This is a genomic window from Halobacteriovorax sp. (genome assembly GCF_041587335.1).
GTDB lineage: Bacteria > Bdellovibrionota > Bacteriovoracia > Bacteriovoracales > Bacteriovoracaceae > Halobacteriovorax.
The window spans coordinates 1-17,821 of the sequence record NZ_JBFGYP010000062.1; the positions used below are offsets into that span (position 1 = coordinate 1).

16 protein-coding genes are annotated in these 17,821 nt (G+C 35.3%); 10 read left to right on the forward strand and 6 right to left on the reverse strand.

Translation table 11 applies throughout. From position 1 onward, the window contains the following. On the forward strand, positions 1 to 489 hold a 489-nt coding region (locus ABX784_RS09980), incomplete at its 5' end, for a septum formation initiator family protein (RefSeq protein WP_372654888.1). Here ABX784_RS09980 and ABX784_RS09985 read toward each other — a convergent pair. After that, positions 461 to 973 (reverse strand): DUF192 domain-containing protein, encoded by a 513-nt coding sequence (locus ABX784_RS09985; protein WP_372654889.1) that lies wholly within the window; start codon positions 971 to 973, stop codon positions 461 to 463. The genes ABX784_RS09980 and ABX784_RS09985 overlap by 29 nt on opposite strands. 35 nt (positions 974 to 1,008) lie before the next feature. Between ABX784_RS09985 and aspS the strand changes: the two genes are divergently transcribed. The 6 genes from aspS to ABX784_RS10015 all read left to right on the forward strand — a co-directional run bounded on the left by aspS (position 1,009) and on the right by ABX784_RS10015 (position 8,951). Then, positions 1,009 to 2,799: an aspartate--tRNA ligase gene (gene aspS / locus ABX784_RS09990; protein WP_372654890.1), complete on the forward strand. Its 1,791-nt coding sequence runs from the start codon at positions 1,009 to 1,011 to the stop codon at positions 2,797 to 2,799. A gap of 89 nt (positions 2,800 to 2,888) precedes the next feature. Continuing rightward, positions 2,889 to 3,179 carry a hypothetical protein gene (locus tag ABX784_RS09995; protein ID WP_372654891.1) on the forward strand — a complete coding sequence of 97 codons (291 nt, stop codon included), beginning with the start codon at positions 2,889 to 2,891 and terminating at the stop codon, positions 3,177 to 3,179. A 135-nt stretch (positions 3,180 to 3,314) separates the two neighbouring features. Further along, positions 3,315 to 6,110, forward strand: coding sequence for a hypothetical protein (locus ABX784_RS10000; RefSeq protein WP_372654892.1), 2,796 nt, complete (start codon positions 3,315 to 3,317; stop codon positions 6,108 to 6,110). After that, positions 6,107 to 6,562 carry a hypothetical protein gene (locus tag ABX784_RS10005; protein WP_372654893.1) on the forward strand — a complete coding sequence of 152 codons (456 nt, stop codon included), beginning with the start codon at positions 6,107 to 6,109 and terminating at the stop codon, positions 6,560 to 6,562. Before ABX784_RS10000 ends, ABX784_RS10005 begins: the two co-directional genes overlap by 4 nt. After that, positions 6,563 to 7,513 (forward strand): type II secretion system protein J, encoded by a 951-nt coding sequence (locus tag ABX784_RS10010; RefSeq protein WP_372654894.1) that lies wholly within the window; start codon positions 6,563 to 6,565, stop codon positions 7,511 to 7,513. A 19-nt stretch (positions 7,514 to 7,532) separates the two neighbouring features. Further along, complete coding sequence (locus ABX784_RS10015; RefSeq protein WP_372654895.1) at positions 7,533 to 8,951, forward strand: hypothetical protein; 1,419 nt, start codon at positions 7,533 to 7,535, stop codon at positions 8,949 to 8,951. An 82-nt stretch (positions 8,952 to 9,033) separates the two neighbouring features. Here ABX784_RS10015 and ABX784_RS10020 read toward each other — a convergent pair whose 3' ends face one another. The 5 genes from ABX784_RS10020 to mutS form a co-directional block, all read right to left on the reverse strand. Further along, positions 9,034 to 9,786 carry a substrate-binding periplasmic protein gene (locus ABX784_RS10020; RefSeq protein WP_372654896.1) on the reverse strand — a complete coding sequence of 251 codons (753 nt, stop codon included), beginning with the start codon at positions 9,784 to 9,786 and terminating at the stop codon, positions 9,034 to 9,036. Positions 9,787 to 9,832: 46 nt separating this feature from the next. Further along, positions 9,833 to 10,435: an RDD family protein gene (locus tag ABX784_RS10025; protein ID WP_372654897.1), complete on the reverse strand. Its 603-nt coding sequence runs from the start codon at positions 10,433 to 10,435 to the stop codon at positions 9,833 to 9,835. A 108-nt stretch (positions 10,436 to 10,543) separates the two neighbouring features. Further along, complete coding sequence (locus ABX784_RS10030) at positions 10,544 to 11,236, reverse strand: murein L,D-transpeptidase catalytic domain-containing protein (protein ID WP_372654898.1); 693 nt, start codon at positions 11,234 to 11,236, stop codon at positions 10,544 to 10,546. Between the two features lie 136 nt (positions 11,237 to 11,372). Beyond that, entirely contained in the window at positions 11,373 to 11,693 is a 321-nt protein-coding gene (locus ABX784_RS10035; RefSeq protein WP_372654899.1) for a hypothetical protein, read from the reverse strand. Positions 11,694 to 11,759: 66 nt separating this feature from the next. Beyond that, complete coding sequence (gene mutS, locus ABX784_RS10040; RefSeq protein WP_372654900.1) at positions 11,760 to 14,423, reverse strand: DNA mismatch repair protein MutS; 2,664 nt, start codon at positions 14,421 to 14,423, stop codon at positions 11,760 to 11,762. A gap of 226 nt (positions 14,424 to 14,649) precedes the next feature. Here mutS and lptC point away from each other — a divergent pair, with 226 nt between their 5' ends. The 3 genes from lptC to rpoN all read left to right on the forward strand — a co-directional run. Beyond that, positions 14,650 to 15,657: an LPS export ABC transporter periplasmic protein LptC gene (gene lptC, locus ABX784_RS10045; protein WP_372654901.1), complete on the forward strand. Its 1,008-nt coding sequence runs from the start codon at positions 14,650 to 14,652 to the stop codon at positions 15,655 to 15,657. Positions 15,658 to 15,660: 3 nt separating this feature from the next. Further along, a complete protein-coding gene (lptB, locus tag ABX784_RS10050) occupies positions 15,661 to 16,392 on the forward strand; it encodes an LPS export ABC transporter ATP-binding protein (protein WP_372654902.1) in 732 nt (243 codons plus the stop codon). A 37-nt stretch (positions 16,393 to 16,429) separates the two neighbouring features. Then, a partial coding sequence (gene rpoN, locus ABX784_RS10055; protein WP_372654903.1) for an RNA polymerase factor sigma-54 occupies positions 16,430 to 17,821 on the forward strand: 1,392 nt, incomplete at its 3' end.

The following is a 17,821-nucleotide window of genomic DNA, read 5'->3' on the forward strand; positions in this document are numbered from 1 at the left end:
AAAAAAGAAGCTGCGCCTGAGACGACTAAAGCTCCATCGAGTACTACTGTAACAAGAAGAACAGTTGGTAAACCAGATGAAGCAGAGTTTTTAACTCCTGTTAGAAAAGCTGTAGCAAAATCTCCAGCGAAAGTTGGGTATACTAGCGCCAAAAGGAAAGTAAATACTAAGTCTAAAAAGAACACTGACAAGAGCTTAGTAAGCTACCTTGTGAAGTTTGGTTGGGCATTTTGTACTTTCTTATTGTTTAGACTTGTTTTCTCTGGTGGAGGCGTAATGGATTATTACTCATCGCTAAACCTTTTAGAAGATAAACAGTATGAACAACAAAGAATTATCAAAGAAAATAAGCAACTAGCTTTAGAGATTAAGAAGATAGGTAAGAACTCGATGTATCAAAAGAAGCTTGTGAGGGATAACCTTGGCTTTATCGCAAAAGATGAATACTTAATTCTTTTTCCTAGAGAGAAGAGCCTTTCTCAAAGATAATCTTTTCCCCCACCTCTAGCTTTTTAGCCAGAGGTGAGTCACTTCTCATTTCTAGAACATGTCTTGAATGATAAATCTTTGTTCTATATATCGAAGGTGGTTCTTGAATACCTGGATGATGGGGAACATCACGCTCTACTGCAACGACTTTCATCTGAGAATCAATAAAGAATATATCTAAATCAAATAGTGTATTTGGCATCCAGAATTTACGCATCCCGTCTTCTTTGTATACGAAAATCATTGCCTGATCTTTTCTGAATTCACTTGATTTCGTACCGCTAAGGCCTAGAGTCATTTGTTGATCAGTGTTTGAGATGATTGTTTCAACAGGGTGCTTATTATCGATAAGAATGATTACTCTCTTTCGATCCTTAAATATTGCTTCTTGTGAGCTACAGCTCGTTAAGTACAGCGATATAATTAGGATTTGAAGAATATTTTTAATGAGCATTGGTGCAAAATACGTTATAAATGACTTCATGACTTAACTCTAAATTACGAGGGGAGATAAAGCAAATGGCCGAATTAAAAGGACTAATGAGAACTCACAATTGTGGTGAGCTTAGAGAAGATCAAGTAGGGAAAACTGTCACATTATGTGGATGGGTAAACAAGTACAGAGATCTTGGAGCACTTCACTTCATTGATATTAGAGATAAGTATGGTTTAACTCAACTTGGGTTTGAGCAATTCAAAGGTGATTTTTCTATTTTAAAAGATTGCGCTCTTGAGTCTGTTATCAAAGTAACAGGTGTTGTTGCTAAGAGACCAGAAGATGCTCAAAACAAGAAAATGGATACTGGACTTGTTGAAGTTCAAGTTGAATCAATTGAAGTTCTTTCTAGAAACGATATTGATAATATTCCATTTCTTCCTTTTGGACAGGTTGAAGCTACTGAAGATTTAAGATTAAAGTATAGATACTTAGAGCTTAGAACTAAGAAGCTGCAAGATATACTTAAACTTAGATCTAAAACTACAAACACTGTAAGGCGTATCCTTCAAGATGAGACATTCATTGAAGTTGAAACTCCAATTCTATATAAATCAACTCCTGAAGGAGCGAGAGATTACGTTGTTCCATCTAGAGTTCATCCTGGGAAAGTTTACGCTCTTCCTCAGTCTCCACAAACTCTGAAGCAGCTTCTAATGATTGGCTCTACTGATAAGTACTTTCAGATCTGTAGATGTTTCAGAGATGAAGATTTAAGAGCAGATAGACAGCCAGAGTTTACACAAATTGATATGGAGATCTCATTTGCAACTCCTGAATATATTAAAAATCTAGTTGAAAAAATTCTTAAAGAGCTCTTCTCTCTAGAAGATGACTTTACTCTTCCAATGATGTCTTTTAATGAGTCTATGACTCGCTTTGGTTCAGATAAGCCTGACCTGAGATTTGGTTTAGAGCATAGAGTAGTTACTGATATTTTTAAAGATTCAGAATTCTCAGTTTTTTCAAGTGTTGCAAAAGCAAATGGTCTTGTTAAAGCAATCTTCGTACCTGCAAGTATGGGAACATTTTCGAGAAAAGATACTGATGCACTTACTGAGGTTGTAAAACCTCACGGTGGAAAGGGTGTAGCTTTCTTTAAAGTAAATGGTGAAGAGAGAAGTGCTGGTATTTCTAAGTTTATCACTGATGATATCTATAAAGAATTATGTTCTCTTGAGGAGAATGCAGGCGATGGTACTTGGTTATTTTGTGCTGATACTGAAAAAGATACGACTCACGCCTGTGCTGATGCTCTAAGAAGATATCTAGGTAAGAAACTAGATATTATTGAAGATGTTTATAAGTTTCTTTGGGTATATGACTTCCCATTATTAGAGTGGAATCCTGATGACAAGCGCTATATTGCTCGTCACCACCCATTCACAATGATTAATACAGATCAAAAAGACACTTTTATTGGTGCTGATCCAAAGGATTCAGAATCTTTAAAAGATATGCCTGCTCAAGCTTACGATGTTGTATGTAACGGTTATGAGCTTGGTGGTGGTTCAATTAGAATTCATGAACAAGATATTCAAAAGAAAATGTTTGAAGTTCTTGGAATGGGTGAAGAAGAGATTCAATCTCAATTTGGATTCTTTGTAGAAGCGCTTAATTATGGAGTACCTCCTCATGGTGGTCTAGCTTTTGGTCTAGATAGAATTATCATGTTACTTGCAAAGACTGATTCAATTAGGGATGTAATCGCTTTCCCTAAGACAACCTCAGCAAGTGACTTAATGTCTAAAGCTCCTTCAGCTCCTGCTGAGAATCAGTTAAAAGAACTACATTTTAACTGGACAAAGAAATAGAATAACTTTTAAATAGGCTCAAATCCTTTGGGCCTATTAATTTCTTTTAAAAAAAATGAATTCTGCTATCCTATAAGGGTGAGGAATTTATGGCGATAAGTTTAAGTGACATTAATAAAAAAGCATCTAGTGGAGTTAAGTCCATATTAGATGTAATACTTGAACGTAAAGAAGAAAAGCTATCCGGCCTTGCAAAGAAGAAAAAGGTTCTAAGACCTTGGCAATCAGAAAATTCAGAAACACAAAGTAGAGTTGTAATTAAAAGAAAAGTAATGGCGCCTTTTGAAAAAGGGCAGACTCTCTCTGAAGATGAGATCATGGCCCTCAAGATTCAAGAGAGAGCAAAGGTCCTTTTTAAGAATATATCTGACTTTCTTTAAATTTCTCCAATTTCTGCACTTCATTCTCGAAAAATATACCTATTGAGTCGACTTATCTATCCTGTATAATTTTTTTATTTAGTTTAAAAAGGATAAATAGTGAACTTTCGATTTATACGACAGGAGAAAGGCAGTGTGGCAATTGCCTTCATTCTTATCGCTGCTGCAGGCTCATTTTATTTAATGAATAATATGAATTCGCTGCTAAAGATCTTAAATAAAGAGAAACAAAAGATTAATACTGAGTACACAACAGAGAAATTCTCTCAAGGTGTATTTAACTATACTCTTTATGCGATTAAGAATAGATGGTGTATGAGCCGAAATTGGGATCGAGATTTTGAGTGTGGAGAAGACATGAAGTCTGTTGTCTTTAATCCTCTAAATCTAGAAAGGTTACTTTGGTCTAGATCTACAATAGACGCAATAAAAGATAGTTATTACTCTTTATACAATAGTGAAGCTCCAGAGGATCCTGGGCTTAATAGGATAAAAGCAACGATTAAGATTGAAGACCTTGAAAGACTTAAGGTTTCTCACCCTTTAAACCTTGCTTTAGAGCCTAGGTTGAAAAATTGTATTCAAGATATTGATATAGAAATTTCAAAATACTTAATAACTTCTAATATTCCAAAAGGTGATGAAACTATTTTGAGTATTAGTGTAAGAGCTAAAAAGAATGACAATAAATCCTGTGAACATATCAAAGGTGATATAGAACTAGATAGTGAAGTTGCTTTTTATCCTAGAACTTTAAATGTTTTCTCTCTTATTAAGGCGGGAGACATTGATTTATCAGACTTCTCTGGTGACAAGGAAGACTACGGTATTCGCTTTAATAGTAAAGTGTATGTAGAAAATGATTTAGTAATACCTCCAACTGGATATCATCCCATTGCATTTTATAACTCTCTTGTAGTAGGAGGGGGGAGTATTTATCAAGGGAGTGAGTTATTTACTCCTAATTCTTCAGGTGGAATGAGTAGCCAAATATATTCTCAAATTCCAACTATCCTTGGAATAAAATCAGGTATAACTTTTGAAGATGAAGTTGACGAGGGGATAGCTCCTTTATTTGGTTCTAAGTTCACATACCCAGCGAATACAATACTAGATCAATGTATCACAAGGTCTAAAATCAGAGATAATCCCTTTTTAACGAATAATTCCAGATTGTTTATAAAAGGAAATAACGGAAACTATACTCTCGCTTTATCTTCAGATAACGAATTTAGAGACTATTTGTACTATGGTGTAGATGAAGATGGTTATACTGTACACTCAAACTCCAATGATGCAGGCAATGATTTAGACTTAGAGGCTAAATACATTGATAATAAAAAGAGTGACTCCCCAGTTATGAGTTTAGATTTGTATCTGACAGGAGAGACTTCTAATCAGAAAAAAGTACTACTCTCACGATCATCAAATGTTGATATTAACTTAGCTAATACCTCTAAAATGAATACAATTAAAGAGGCCCTTGCAAAGGATGATGAATATATTGATTTTGATAGTAACTATCTAAATACTCTAGATGACTTTGAAGATATAGATTCAAATAGAAGTAGATTAGAGAATGAATGTACAAATATGAAGTATCAAAATGGTGGAGACAGTCATCCAGCTTGTAAGGTTGTGGATGAGAGCTTTTCTAAAGAAGCTGATTGCAGCTCTTCTCTTATTAAAGCAGCGTGTGAGCAGTCTAAGGTTGATATAGAGAAATATGCAAATTTGTTTAATACTAGTAAAAGTGAAGTTATTAGTGAAGCCTCTTCAGTTATATCTAATCCGCCAGTTCTCAATATTAAAACTAGTGATAAATATTCAAATGAGATAGGAATAAGTTTTGAAATTAGAAATAAAAGTAAGTTAAATTCTGGACTCTTAAAAAATATAACAGGTATTGAAGCTAAGGTTAATGCTTTTGATTTTGCTATTGAGCAGACTGGGGATCCAGTAAGTGGAAAAAGAACTGAGAAGAGTCACTTACCAGGTCCTAATGAAGAGTTAAATCCAAACCTTATCAAAATCACAGTGAATAGAAAACGGAATGGGGAATATAAAAATATAGAATATAAAACAGCTGACAATTCATCGATATCAAATGAAGCTCGATCAGGTGGACTCAGTGGATGGGCGCTTCTAAAAAGAAGATCGAGTGATGAGCCTCCTAAGGATGGGCGAGATTATGTTACTCCTACCCAGGGACTTACAACGGCCGAGGCTAAAGAGATAGATGAGCAGTGTTTAAGTGTATACAATGTTGATTCTTCAGAGTGGGACGTTTCTTTCACTGAGAATACTCAATTTTCATGGCTAGTGAATGTCACTCACTCAGGGATAACAATCAGCAATCCTGCAGATGTAAAGCCTGTTGATGAACTTATTTTCACAGAAGATTTAATGAGACCAGGAAACTATAAAGGTATTCCGAATAGATCCATTATTAAAAATTGTATTGTTCCTAATTCTCTAAATACGGTTTTTGGTCTCTATGTGTGTGAGAAATTTACAATTAATGAGAGGTCCCAAAAGCTTAAAGTTATCGGAACGATAATTACTAAAGATTTAGCAATCTCGGGAAGTGCTAGAAAGGCCGGAGTTGATTTCTATTCTATGTGGCATCCTATGGCGATTGATTACCTCCAAGATAAGGGTCATCTTAGAAAAAACGATGGAAGTACCTGTGAGTTCTCAAACCCTGGTTGGTCTCCATTTTTAAGTAGTGAAGAGCAAAGGGATCAGGAGCTTTGTTCTCCTATGAAGTTCATTTATGAGGGAGTTAATAATTTTAACTGGACAACTGTAGATCCTGATATCGGTATTCCTGCAGATGGTACAAGTGTTGTAACACGCTCAAAAATACCTAATCGATATAGACGTTATACATCTAGGATTCTTTGGGTCGAGTCAGGAGTTGTTCAATGAAAAAAATATTACTAAATAATAAGGGAGTCTCTCTCGCCGAAATAATGGTAGGCGTTGGAATATTTGGCATTGTTTCTTATATCTTTATGGGTTCATCTAGTTTTATGAGCTCATTGAATTCTGATGTAAAAAATAAGCTTAATGTTGAACGAACAGTTGTTGGATTATTTGAAAAAATTCAATCTAACTCTTCTCGTTATCAAATTACTAGTGATCCATCAGACTTTCTATCTGTAACAAATAAAGATGAATTAATGAAAACCTTACCTCTTGCCTGGAACGATAGAGTATTGGTTGATGTAGAGGAGTGTTCTCAATGTAAAGGAAGGCTAGGGTTTATAGTAACGCCTCATCCTGACTACAGAGGGTTATATAAGCTTCATATAAGAACTACACACTTAACGTTGATAGATAATTTTAAAGATTATAGTTTTTTAATAAACGGACAATAAATGAAAAAAATATTAAATACCTCTAAAGGGTTTACTCTTGCTGAAGTGGTTGTTGCTGCAGGATTAATGGGAGTAGTCCTACTTTTTTCTGCAAAATTCTTTAGTAATGTTTCTAAGAGTAATAATAAAGTTTCTGATGATTTAGTACATACGCTTGGAAAGTTACATTTATCAAAATTTATAAATTTTGATATTGAGAGTTCAAGATACTCCTTCAATACAGTTGGTATTCTTGATGATAATGAAAATAGTTTTTTTGATTATTATTTTGATTCTCCATGTATAAAGAACTGCTCAAGAACTTTTACCCTCGAAATTCCTGCCCAAGAGGGGGGAGTCAGTAGAAGCTTTTATATGATTACATCTGATCGAAACTATAATAAGGATGTTATATATTCTCCACAGCAGGCCTACGATGACTCAGATCTGACATTTATATCATTAAACAATAAAGGATTTCTAGCAAAGAGATCTTTCTCTCCTTGGATCAAGGGAAAGCTTTTATTTCTTTATAGTATTGTTCCTATACGTGCAAATGGAGCTAATCCGCAGGAGGTTCCTCCAAGACATATTTCTTATCTTGGTTGGGTAAATAATGCTAATTCTCAGGCAGAACTTATTCGAGAGGAGATTGTTGATGGTGGTAATAGCTACTTTTATAATACAGACCCTCGGGATGATATGACGATTTCATCTGAGGATGAAGCCTTTAGAAGACTTCCTTATATTCGCGGTCTAGGAAATGATATGTACTTAACTTCTGTTAAGTTAGTTCGCTATAGATTAAAGACGGAAAGAGTTAAAGGATCATTAGTGACAAGGCTCTACCGAGGCGTAAAGAGAATGGAGGCTGGCTTCCATGAAATAGCTATTGGGGAAGGTATCAAATCTCTAAAGTTTATTAGAGATAACGTTAGTTCAGGTGAAGTCAGAGTACTTTTAGATATTTAAATAGAAGAAGGGGAATTCAATGTTAAAATTACAGTTCACAATATTTTTGTCTTTATTTTTTAATCCAGTTAGTTTTGCACAATCTTTTTCAGTTCTTCCAAAGAATATTATTTCAAATTCATCTTCTAGTCAGCTTGGAAACTTTTCAAAGTCTACTGATTGTGATGATACTGACCCAAAGTACTTGAAAGTGATTATTAAGCCTACCTGTTATGGAGCAAACCTTAGAGGGGGAGGGCAGACTATTGATCCCGCTGGAGGACCTATTGAGATGGTCTTAAATTTGTCAAACTCTGGAGATGTCTTCGGATCAACTGTTACTTTTCCTGTTAAGTCTGTTTGGCCTGAAAACTATGGACAGACATGCGAATGGTTTTCTGTTGATGGCAATGAGTCAGTAAACTGTGTTGTTGACGGTGTTAGTGTCAGTTATTCATGTACTTATAAAAATGCTGATTGGTTCTTAGATGATACCCTTGAATGTAGTCGTATTGGAGATCCTAGAAGTGAAGAAGGCTTAAATAAAAATGTTAGCTGTTTATTTTTATATTCTTGGAGTGGAAAGAATTCTTCGGCCAAGCGCTCTTATTCTAAAAAAGATGGTTATGCTAATTGTGGTTTGACAGAGAAGGATGCTGACTACAGTGGCGAGATGGCCGTTAGTACTACAAAGTCTGTAGGGAGAACTTACAAGTTTGGTAAGAGAGGGGAAGTTTCAGTAACCTATAATAATGCTGATATTAAAAAAATAAGTGTAACTCAGGATATGACTACTGGAGAATATAAGACAGAGGGGAAGTCTTCTGATGTTTCTGTGTCATTTAAACAAGAAGGAAAGAAACTGACTTATAAGCTTGAGAAGGGGCTTGATAAATTTGAACAATGTTTAACAATTAAGCCAAGTTTTCTTGGTGGAAATCAGTTCTGTGGAAGTTACTACTCACCATTAATGTTATTCTTTAGTGAAAAGAGACCTCTTTTTGTTGGAAGAAGCTCATTCCCTCTAAGAGAAGGGGCATCAATAACAAATTGGATTGAAAAAGAGGCTCCAGGTTATTTTCTTGCTCTAGATAGGAATGGAGATGGAATTATCAATTCTTCTCTTGAACTTTTTGGTGATAACAAGAGTCATAGTAATGGCTTTGAGAATTTAAAGCAGTTTGATAAAAACTACGACTACAAAATTGACAGTAAAGATAAAGTCTTTTCTAAGCTAGTTCTTTGGAAAGATAAGAACGGTGACGGAATCTCTCAGAAAGAAGAGCTTAATTCACTTAAGTCAAAGTCTATCTCATCTATAAGTGTTTATTATAAAAAAGGAACAAAGAGCTTTGGCCCAAGAGCTGAAGTTAGAGAAATGGGAACTTTTAAGTTTTTATCGAAGGGAAAGGAAGTTGTAGGGGAAGTTTTAGATATTTGGTTCTCTCCAGTTAATTAATATAGAAGAGTGATTTTAAATTCTTTGGCTAGGTCTAGATTACAAATCTAGATCTAGTCATAAAGAGTGAGATTAGATCAAATTATCTGAGAGTTCTCGGGTAGAACTTATCACGTTCTTTGGAGAGTTGATTAAAAAAGGCCTTAGACTTTAATGGGTGCTTCTTAAAGAAGCCATAGCTTACGGGAATGTAGAGATTATCTTCAATAAAGTTTTTTTCTAACTCTTTAATTAAACTCTTATCTATGTAGTCTTTTAGAATAATATCTCCAACATCTTTTAGAACGACATATCCATCGAGTCTCTTCTTAATGATTAGATCAAATGCTTGTTTTACTAGAAGGTCCGTTTCTTTTAAGACTTGTAGGTCCTTTAGCTTATCTTTTGCTACGTAGTTAGCTGGCGCTCCAATTCCTGTGATTGTATTCTTAATTCTGAGCCCATCCCACTCTACTTTTGAGTCAATATGTGTATAGATTTTGTACTTTGCTTTAAGTAAATACTTTGTAGGATCAATATTTCCTTTTAAGTCTCTTGGAAAAACTAAAAACTTTTCTCTCTCTTTAGTCCAGAGGGATGTTAGGACGGCATCTACGTTATTGTGTTTGGCGTCCTCTAGGCATCTTGCCCATGATGTTCGAATAAACTTAGTCTCAAGTTGAGCTTGTTGGGCTGCAAACTTAATTAGTTTAATAACAGGTCCCAGTTTTTGTTTTGAGCCTCCATCCTCTTCGTATGGAAAGAAGTGAGGACTTTCATAACAGATTCTAAATGTCGTAGCAAAAGATACTGACGAGTTAATTAAAATTAGAAATATAAATGAAAGTTTTATCATTAGACTATATTAGGACTAAGAGGGGGATGGTACAAGTAAATAGAAATTATGAAGCCTTATTTCTTCCAATTTTCTTAGCAACTGGATCTTCTGGAAATAGTGGAGTTACCTTAGATGACCCAGAGTCCTCGAGTGTCTCAATAAAGTACTCTTCATCAGAATTCATTACAAATGAGTCTGATAGCCAGTCGGGAATACCTTTTCCATCTTTTCTAAAGCAAGGAATGAGCAGTAGGGTGAAGCCTGTAGGAATTGTTACAAAATATCCTAGAGTTCTAAGAACTGAAGTCTTTAGGGATAATTGATCACTATGAGTATGTGGACACTGAACTTTTAAATTAAACATTATCTTTCCAGGAGTTTTTCCTTCAGATAAGTAATATGAAAGTAGAAAATAGCCAATAAAGACGACTAGAAAATTAAGCGAGTTTACTGCTTGAAGTTTGTTTTGTAGATTAGACCTAACTCCTAGTGGTAATTGGTGAAAGAAAGAATGAATAAAGCTTGTGTAGGTAAATAGTATTGCTTTATTTATTATTCCAATGAGAAATAGATCCATAGTGAAGGCATACATACGGTCTTTAGTAAGACTTTTTCTTGGAGTTTTTTCAGCTGATAAATGTAGTACTTTCTTTTGGTCATTCCACATATTTCTTTATCGACTTTTATTGATTGAATCTTGAATCTATTGAGAGAAAAAATATAATTCTTTTAAGAGGGAAAAATGATCGCCCGACTGACTTTGTCGGGCATACTGTCAGCATTGTGGAGCATAAGAGTAATAAAGACTTCCACCTTTTATTTTTGGAAGTACGTTCTTCATTGTTCCTACTGCGATAGCAGGACAACCTAGTGTACGTCCTTGAATCTTTGAATAGTCTTTAACATAACTTGCTTCATGGAATACAACAGCATTTCTTCTTACGTCTGAAGTCGAGCTTTCAAGACCTGTAAGTCTGATAGCATTATGTCCTTCCATTGAGTTGTAGTTAAACTTACTTGAGAAATAAGTATCATCAACTCTCATAAATCCAGGCCTAGTCATTCCATATCGTCTATGCTTAACTAAGCGGATTCTTCTACTAAACTTAGAGTGCTTACATTTATTTAAATATCCATCGTGATCACGATCACCGTTAGGGTATCCAACTCTGTTTCTTCCACTTCCGTGAGCTACATACTCTCTTTGAAGTTCACCACTATCTAAGTCTAAGATATATAATCTTTTCTCTTTAGAACTTTGTGAGAAGTCTCCAATAGTAATGTATCGCTTATTGTCGAGCAGATGACCTTTTCTTACAAAGAAGTCCATTGCTTCAACAAGAGGAGTTTCAGGAACACCTTCTGCAACAAAGTGGTTAATAGTTTCTTCACGCCCTTCTATGTCGTAGCCATCGAATGCGAAAGAGTTTAGTGAAAACAAGAATGTAATTAAGATTAAATTTTTCATAACCTACTCCTCGGAGTAAGTTATGAAAGTTTTAGTTTTTTATTTTGTGTTGTAGGATAGAGCTTTTAACATAAAAAATAGTCAACTAACTAAGGGGCAAGGGGACTTTATATTGATCTTTATATGTTTGAAACTCTCAAAGAGTACAGGAAGTATTAGGCATATCTCTTGAGAATTCTTCTGCAAAATAAGGATCATCTTTCTCGTAAAACTTTTTTAGAAGACAGAATACTTCCGCTTTTACTTTTATGTCATCGATCTGGTTAGTGTTATACATATTCTCAAATAGAGAAATAAAAATAGTTAAGTCGGTATTTGGCCTTGCTTCTTCTAAGTTTTTATATTCACAAATCTTTTCTAATAAACCATCTATCTCAAGTGGAATAGATGGAGTCCTTCCATAAGTGATAGATTGGGACAAAAAATAAGAAAGTAATATATAACTTATTAACCTCATGCTTAACTTATCGGGTAGAAAAGTTAATTCATTATAGTCAACGACAGTTTATATAAAAGAGCGAAACTACTGTCTAATAGACTCTTTTAGTTCGCTCAGTTTATTTAAAGCTTGAAGTGGAGTCATATTCATTACATCAACTTCACTTAGGTTTAATTCTAACTTCTGAAGATGTTCTGGAATCTCTTTTTCAACTCTTACCTCTGGTTCACCAAAAAAGCTCAACTGAGGGCTAGTCATACTAGGGACCGTCGTTGGAACTTCTGCTGGAGCAAGAGGTCGGCTATCTTGACTATCATCATGCTCAAGACCTTTTAAAAGGTGAGCTGATCTATCTAAAATAGACTTTGGAAGGCCAGCAAGTTTCGCAACGTAGATACCAAAACTCTGTGATGCTCCCTCTTCTATTAATCGATAGAGAAATTGAACATTTCCGTCTTTATTGAAAGTTTCAACAGTTAAGTTCTTTGCTCCAGGAAGTTGATCTACGATATCTATAAGCTCGTGATAATGAGTTGCAAATAGTGTTAGGGCCTTTGTTTTATTAACAAAGTGTTCAACTAGTGACCAAGCAATACTCAGTCCATCATATGTCGATGTTCCTCTTCCTACTTCATCTAGAATGATAAGAGATTTGTCCGTAGCGTGTCTTAAGATCTCTGCTGTCTCTGCCATTTCAACCATAAATGTTGATTGTCCTTTAAGGATATCATCACTTGCACCAAGTCTGCTAAAGAGATAGTCACATAGTCCTATCTCGGCTTTCTCTGCAGGAACAAAAGATCCTACTTGAGCAAGAAGTTGAATAATTGCGACTTCTCTCATCACTGTTGTCTTACCGGCCATATTGGGACCAGTTATCAGTCCGAAGAAGCACTCTTCATTAAGAGTTAGATCGTGAGCAACAAATTGATCTTTAATAATTGATTTAATAAGTGGATGCCAAGCACCTTCTAAGTTTGAAAGTTTTCTATTTTCTTTCATCTCAGGTTTTATAAATTCTTCTTGATTGGCAACCCACGCAAAACTTTGGAAAACGTCTAAAAGTCCAATAGATTTAGAAAGCATCATAATTGCATTATTCTTCTCAGCAACTTCTGTAATAAGATCTTTGAAAATTTCTTTCTCTAATCTTTCTAATTTTTCTTTAGCTGAGTAAATTTCTTTCTCAAATGCTGTTAACTCTTCTGTTGTATACCTTTCTGAGTTTACTAAAGTTTGCCTTCTCTTAAAGTTTTCCGGGACCTTATCAGTATGGGTCTTAGAGACTTCTATAAAGTAGCCTGCTACATTATTCGACTTTACTCTTAATTTAGGTATGCCTGTTTCTTCTCTATATCTAGCTTCAAGCTCTAAGAGTTCATTGGCCGTGTTTGTACTCATTTTTGCTAGACGGTCTCTTTCTTTATCACAGCCTTCTTTTATTAAATTACCTTTCTCTAAAGCTGCTCCAATTTCATCATTGATTGTATCTTCAATTCTTTTGGCCAAGCTCTTTAGGTCAGTTAGTTCTTTCTTCTTTAAAGTAACAAGGAAGCTTGCAGAGGTATTAGAGAAGACATCTTTCAAATCTTCATATGTTCTAACTGCTCTAGATAGATTAATTAGATCACCAGCAGTTGATTTATTTGTTGAAACCTTTGCCATGATTCTTTCAAGATCTCTAACATCACTAAGCTTTTCTCTTACTTCAGATAGAGTTTCAATTTCTTCAATGAAGTAAGTAATAAAGTTTTGTCTTTGCTTGATCTCGTTTAAATCATTTAAAGGGTTTATAAAAACTTGCTTTAAGTTACGAGAGCCCATTGCTGTTTTAGTTTTATCTAAAAAACCAAGAAGAGAGTCTTTGTATGTCTCTCTAGACTTTGGAAGTATTTCTAGACCAATTAAAGTTGGTGCAGTTACCCTCATATGTCCTTTCTCACTAACCATTTTGAAAGGTCTTATATGACAGAATGTTTCAGTGGTTTGAGTTGAGCAAATATAATATGAAAGTGCTCCAATAGGGGAGAGTATTTCATGGCTTGTTGAAATGACCTTATCCCTCTTATATGATGGTATGAGTTTTTCAATATAAATTTCAGTATATTTTTCAGCAAAGTATTCTTTAGATAGGTGAGTTTTTAAAACACCTAGTGCTCCAAGGAGTGTATCCAACTCTTTCAAGTCGTCCCATTCTCCCATAGCACAAATGAATTCTTTTGGAGCAAGCATTCTTAACTTATCCAAGAAATCTTCTGTACTAGTTAGCTTATGACCACTGAATTCACCTGTCGTGAAGTCAATTGCGGCAAGGTAGTAGTTATCGTCAACTTTTACAGCAGAAGCGATGTACTTGTGATCTGTTGAGTCTGCTTTTTCAAGATCATAAGGAAGACCTGGTGAGACAACTTGAACAACAGCTCTCTTTACAATTCCTTTCGCTTCTTTTGGATCTTCTATTTGCTCACATATTGCGACTTTAATTCCAAAAGCACTTAGCTTGTCTATATAAACTGCAGCTGCATGATGAGGAATTCCCGCCATTGGAATAGGGAAGTCACCTAACTTTCCACGCTGAGTAAGTGTAATGTTCAGTAATTTAGATGCTTTCTTGGCATCATCAAAGAATACTTCGTAAAAGTCACCCATTCTAAATAGAACTAAGTGCTCAGAATATTCTTTTTTAATGTCGTAGAATTGAACCATCATTGGAGTTAGTTTTACTCCGTGATTTATAATTTCATTCAAGGTGTCTAGTGTTTGTGTGGACAATGCAAAATCCCTGATAAATAGATAATTGTATGGGGGCAAGACTAGCATAGGGGCAATTTGATCGTAAAATAAAACCTACCGTTAATTCCTTATGATCTTAATAAGTTATTGAAAAATAATGGAAAAAACGAGAGTATATTTAGGTATATGCTGGCAGGTAAGAAGAATGATATAATCTTCTCTTAAAGTCGCGGAGCGCAATTTGTTTAATAGTTTTAAAAAATCATTCATTTTCTTCAGTTTTCTGATCATGTTAGGACTTATTACAGTCTGGGGCGAGAGTGTAGAATGGAAGAGGTCATCTGCTCTTAAAAACCAAGCTGAAGACGATTCTCAGAGTTATGATGAGGAGAGCTATTTTCAAATAGTATCCTTTTATAGAGTTAAAGATGAAAAACCTGTCCTCCACTTAGATGCTAAAGAGTTATCCATGAACTCAGCTTCTGGAAAGTCTTTATTCACAGAGCCGCGCGGAGTGGGATTTACAAATAGCGGTGAACCTATCCAGTATGAAGCAAGGAAGGGGTTTCTCTTCAGACAGGAAAATCAAATCATATTCGAAAATGAAGTTAAGTTTAATATGGAAACTTCAACTCTGACGGCCGACAAAACAACATACTTTATGGATAAGGATGAAATTATCTCTAATGGAAATGTAAAAACAACTAGTGTTTCAGTGGATGGACAAAGTAAAGAGGACATCCAAGTTTGGTCCAATAGTGCCATTACATGGCCTTCAAAAGATAAGAGTCGATATGAAGGTGATGTCAGAGGGCTCATTAAAAGAAAGCGTGTTTATGAAGAAAATATTCGCTTTAAGGCACAACAGGTCGATGTAGATATGGTGACTCTTCAAATAGATTTACTTGAAAAAGTCCACCTTGAAAAACAACAACTTAAAGCGGATTCTCACCGCGGAGAGATATTTCTTGAGAACTATAACAAAAAGCTCAAGTATTTCGTTCTTTATGACGATGTGAAGGTTGTAGAGAAAGTAAAACTGGAAAAGGATGGTCGTGTTTCCTCCTTTGAAAGACGTGCTTTTGGAGAAAAACTAGAGGGTATGATGAGTGAGAGTAAAATTATTCTTACTGGCTACCCAAAAGTTTTTCAACAAAACGATGTAATTACTGGAAATAAAATAGTGCTCCGTGAGAATAACGAAGTTGTTGAAGTAGATGATGCGAACACTAATTTTATATTAAGGTAATTTATGGAAGAAAGAAGCTTTCTAGAGGCCACCAACCTCAAGAAAACCTACTCGGGAAGAACAGTTGTAAAAGATGTGAGTCTTAGAGTAGAGCAAGGTGAAATTGTCGGTCTCTTAGGACCTAATGGTGCTGGAAAAACTACTTCATTTTATATGATAGTAGGACTGGTAAGAGCAGATGAAGGGAAGATAGAACTTTCTGGAAGTGATCTTACAGAGTTTCCAATACACATTAGAGCTCTTAAGGGAGTTGGCTATTTGCCGCAAGAGGCTTCAGTATTTAGAGATTTAACAGTGGAAGAAAATATCTACGCTGTTTTAGAGAATAGAAAATTGCCTAAGATAAAAAGGCAGAATCTACTCGAATCTCTACTTGAAGATTTTGGACTAGGACATATTAGAAAGTCTCTCGGTTCATCATTGTCAGGTGGAGAAAGAAGAAGGGTTGAGATTGCGAGAGCATTGGCGTTAGAGCCTAGATTTGTTCTCCTCGATGAACCCTTTGCTGGTGTTGACCCGCTTGCGGTAAGTGACATTCAGGGAGTGATTCGAAGTTTAAAAAATAGAAATATTGGTGTCTTGATCACAGACCACAATGTAAGGGAAACCTTAGGTATTGTTGATAGGGCATACATAATGAATAGCGGTGAACTACTAGTTAGTGGAACACCAGATGAAATTGTAAATAATGAAAGAGCACGGAAGTTCTATTTGGGTGACGAATTTAAGATGTAAAATGTCACCCATCTTTTAAACAAATAAAGGTGGAACTATGGCAATTAAGATCTCACAAAGTCTTAAGCAATCTCAAAACTTGATGATGACGCCGCAATTGCAGCAGGCTATCAAACTCTTGACTTTAACTCACCTTGAGATGACTTCTGTTATTGCCGAAGAGATGGTTGAAAATCCAATGCTAGAAGAATTTGGCAATGGTAACGAATCTCCCGATAAAAAATCTGAAGACGATTATAATGTTGAAAAATTAGAGAGTCAGGGCGCTGAAGCTAAAAGTGAAAACTTTGATGAAAGCCCAGTCATAGCAAAAGATGATGACTTTGATTGGCAGAAATATGTAGAGACATATAATAACTCATCCTCAACTCCTTCGATGGTTGGTCCAGCATCAAACGATGAAACACCTAACTATGAAAATATTATTTCTAAAGGAAAGTCTCTTGCTGATCATTTAGAGTGGCAACTGAGAATGGAAGAGCTTACTGATCAAGAGCTGGACTTAGGAATTGAAATCATTCATAACATAAATGACGATGGATACCTTGGTGTATCTTACGATGAAATTATTTCTAAAACAGAGCTCGATCGAGATCATGCATTTGATGTATTTGAAATGGTTCAGAGATTTGATCCCGTCGGTTGTGGTGCTGCTAATCTAACGGATTGTTTATTAGCGCAAGCAAGAATAGCAGAAGAGAGGTCTCCACTTCTTGAGAAGATCATTAGTTTTCACTTAGAAGATCTTCACAAAAAGGACTTCACAAAAATTAGTAAAGAGACTGGTGCATCAACGGAAATTATTATGGAGACGGCTAGACTTCTTCATCAATTTCATCCAAAGCCAGGTCGCTTGATTGCTGATCAAGATACTCACTACATTACTCCAGATATCTATGTTGTAGATGTTGGCGGAGAGTTTGTTGTCCAGGTAAATGATGAAGGAATTCCTCGTCTTAGAATCTCTAAGCTTTATCAAGAGTTACTATCGACAGCAAAAGGTGAGAAGAACGAGGCAAGTGAGTACGTACTAGATAAGCTTAAGTCTGCAAGATGGCTTTTAAAGTCTATCCAAACTAGACAGCAAACGATTTACAAAGTTTCAAAAGCGATTGTTAAGCAACAACAGGAGTTCTTTAAAAAGGGACCTAAGTATTTAAAGCCTATGATTCTTAAAGATGTAGCCAATGAGATTGGAATGCATGAATCAACTGTTTCAAGAGTAACGACAAATAAATATATGCATACTCCTATCGGATTATTTGAACTTAAGTATTTTTTCAATACTGGTATCGGTGGAAAGAATGGTGGAGACGATATTTCTAGTGAAGTTCTTAAGTTAAAAATTAAGGAATTAGTAGCTAATGAAAGTCCTAAAAAACCACTTTCTGACCAAAAAATAGCAGACCTTTTAAGTCGAGAAGACGTA

Excerpts from the sequence above, each read along its gene's own strand:
- aspS (WP_372654890.1), top strand. The coding sequence starts at position 1,009 with ATGGCCGAATTAAAAGGACTAATGAGAACTCACAATTGTGGTGAGCTT.
- ABX784_RS09985 (WP_372654889.1), bottom strand. The coding sequence starts at position 973 with ATGAAGTCATTTATAACGTATTTTGCACCAATGCTCATTAAAAATATT.
- ABX784_RS10020 (WP_372654896.1), bottom strand. The coding sequence starts at position 9,786 with ATGATAAAACTTTCATTTATATTTCTAATTTTAATTAACTCGTCAGTA.
- ABX784_RS10030 (WP_372654898.1), bottom strand. The coding sequence starts at position 11,236 with ATGAAAAATTTAATCTTAATTACATTCTTGTTTTCACTAAACTCTTTC.
- ABX784_RS10010 (WP_372654894.1), top strand. The coding sequence starts at position 6,563 with ATGAAAAAAATATTAAATACCTCTAAAGGGTTTACTCTTGCTGAAGTG.
- lptB (WP_372654902.1), top strand. The coding sequence starts at position 15,661 with ATGGAAGAAAGAAGCTTTCTAGAGGCCACCAACCTCAAGAAAACCTAC.
- ABX784_RS10005 (WP_372654893.1), top strand. The coding sequence starts at position 6,107 with ATGAAAAAAATATTACTAAATAATAAGGGAGTCTCTCTCGCCGAAATA.
- ABX784_RS10025 (WP_372654897.1), bottom strand. The coding sequence starts at position 10,435 with ATGTGGAATGACCAAAAGAAAGTACTACATTTATCAGCTGAAAAAACT.
- ABX784_RS10015 (WP_372654895.1), top strand. The coding sequence starts at position 7,533 with ATGTTAAAATTACAGTTCACAATATTTTTGTCTTTATTTTTTAATCCA.
- ABX784_RS10035 (WP_372654899.1), bottom strand. The coding sequence starts at position 11,693 with ATGAGGTTAATAAGTTATATATTACTTTCTTATTTTTTGTCCCAATCT.
- ABX784_RS09995 (WP_372654891.1), top strand. The coding sequence starts at position 2,889 with ATGGCGATAAGTTTAAGTGACATTAATAAAAAAGCATCTAGTGGAGTT.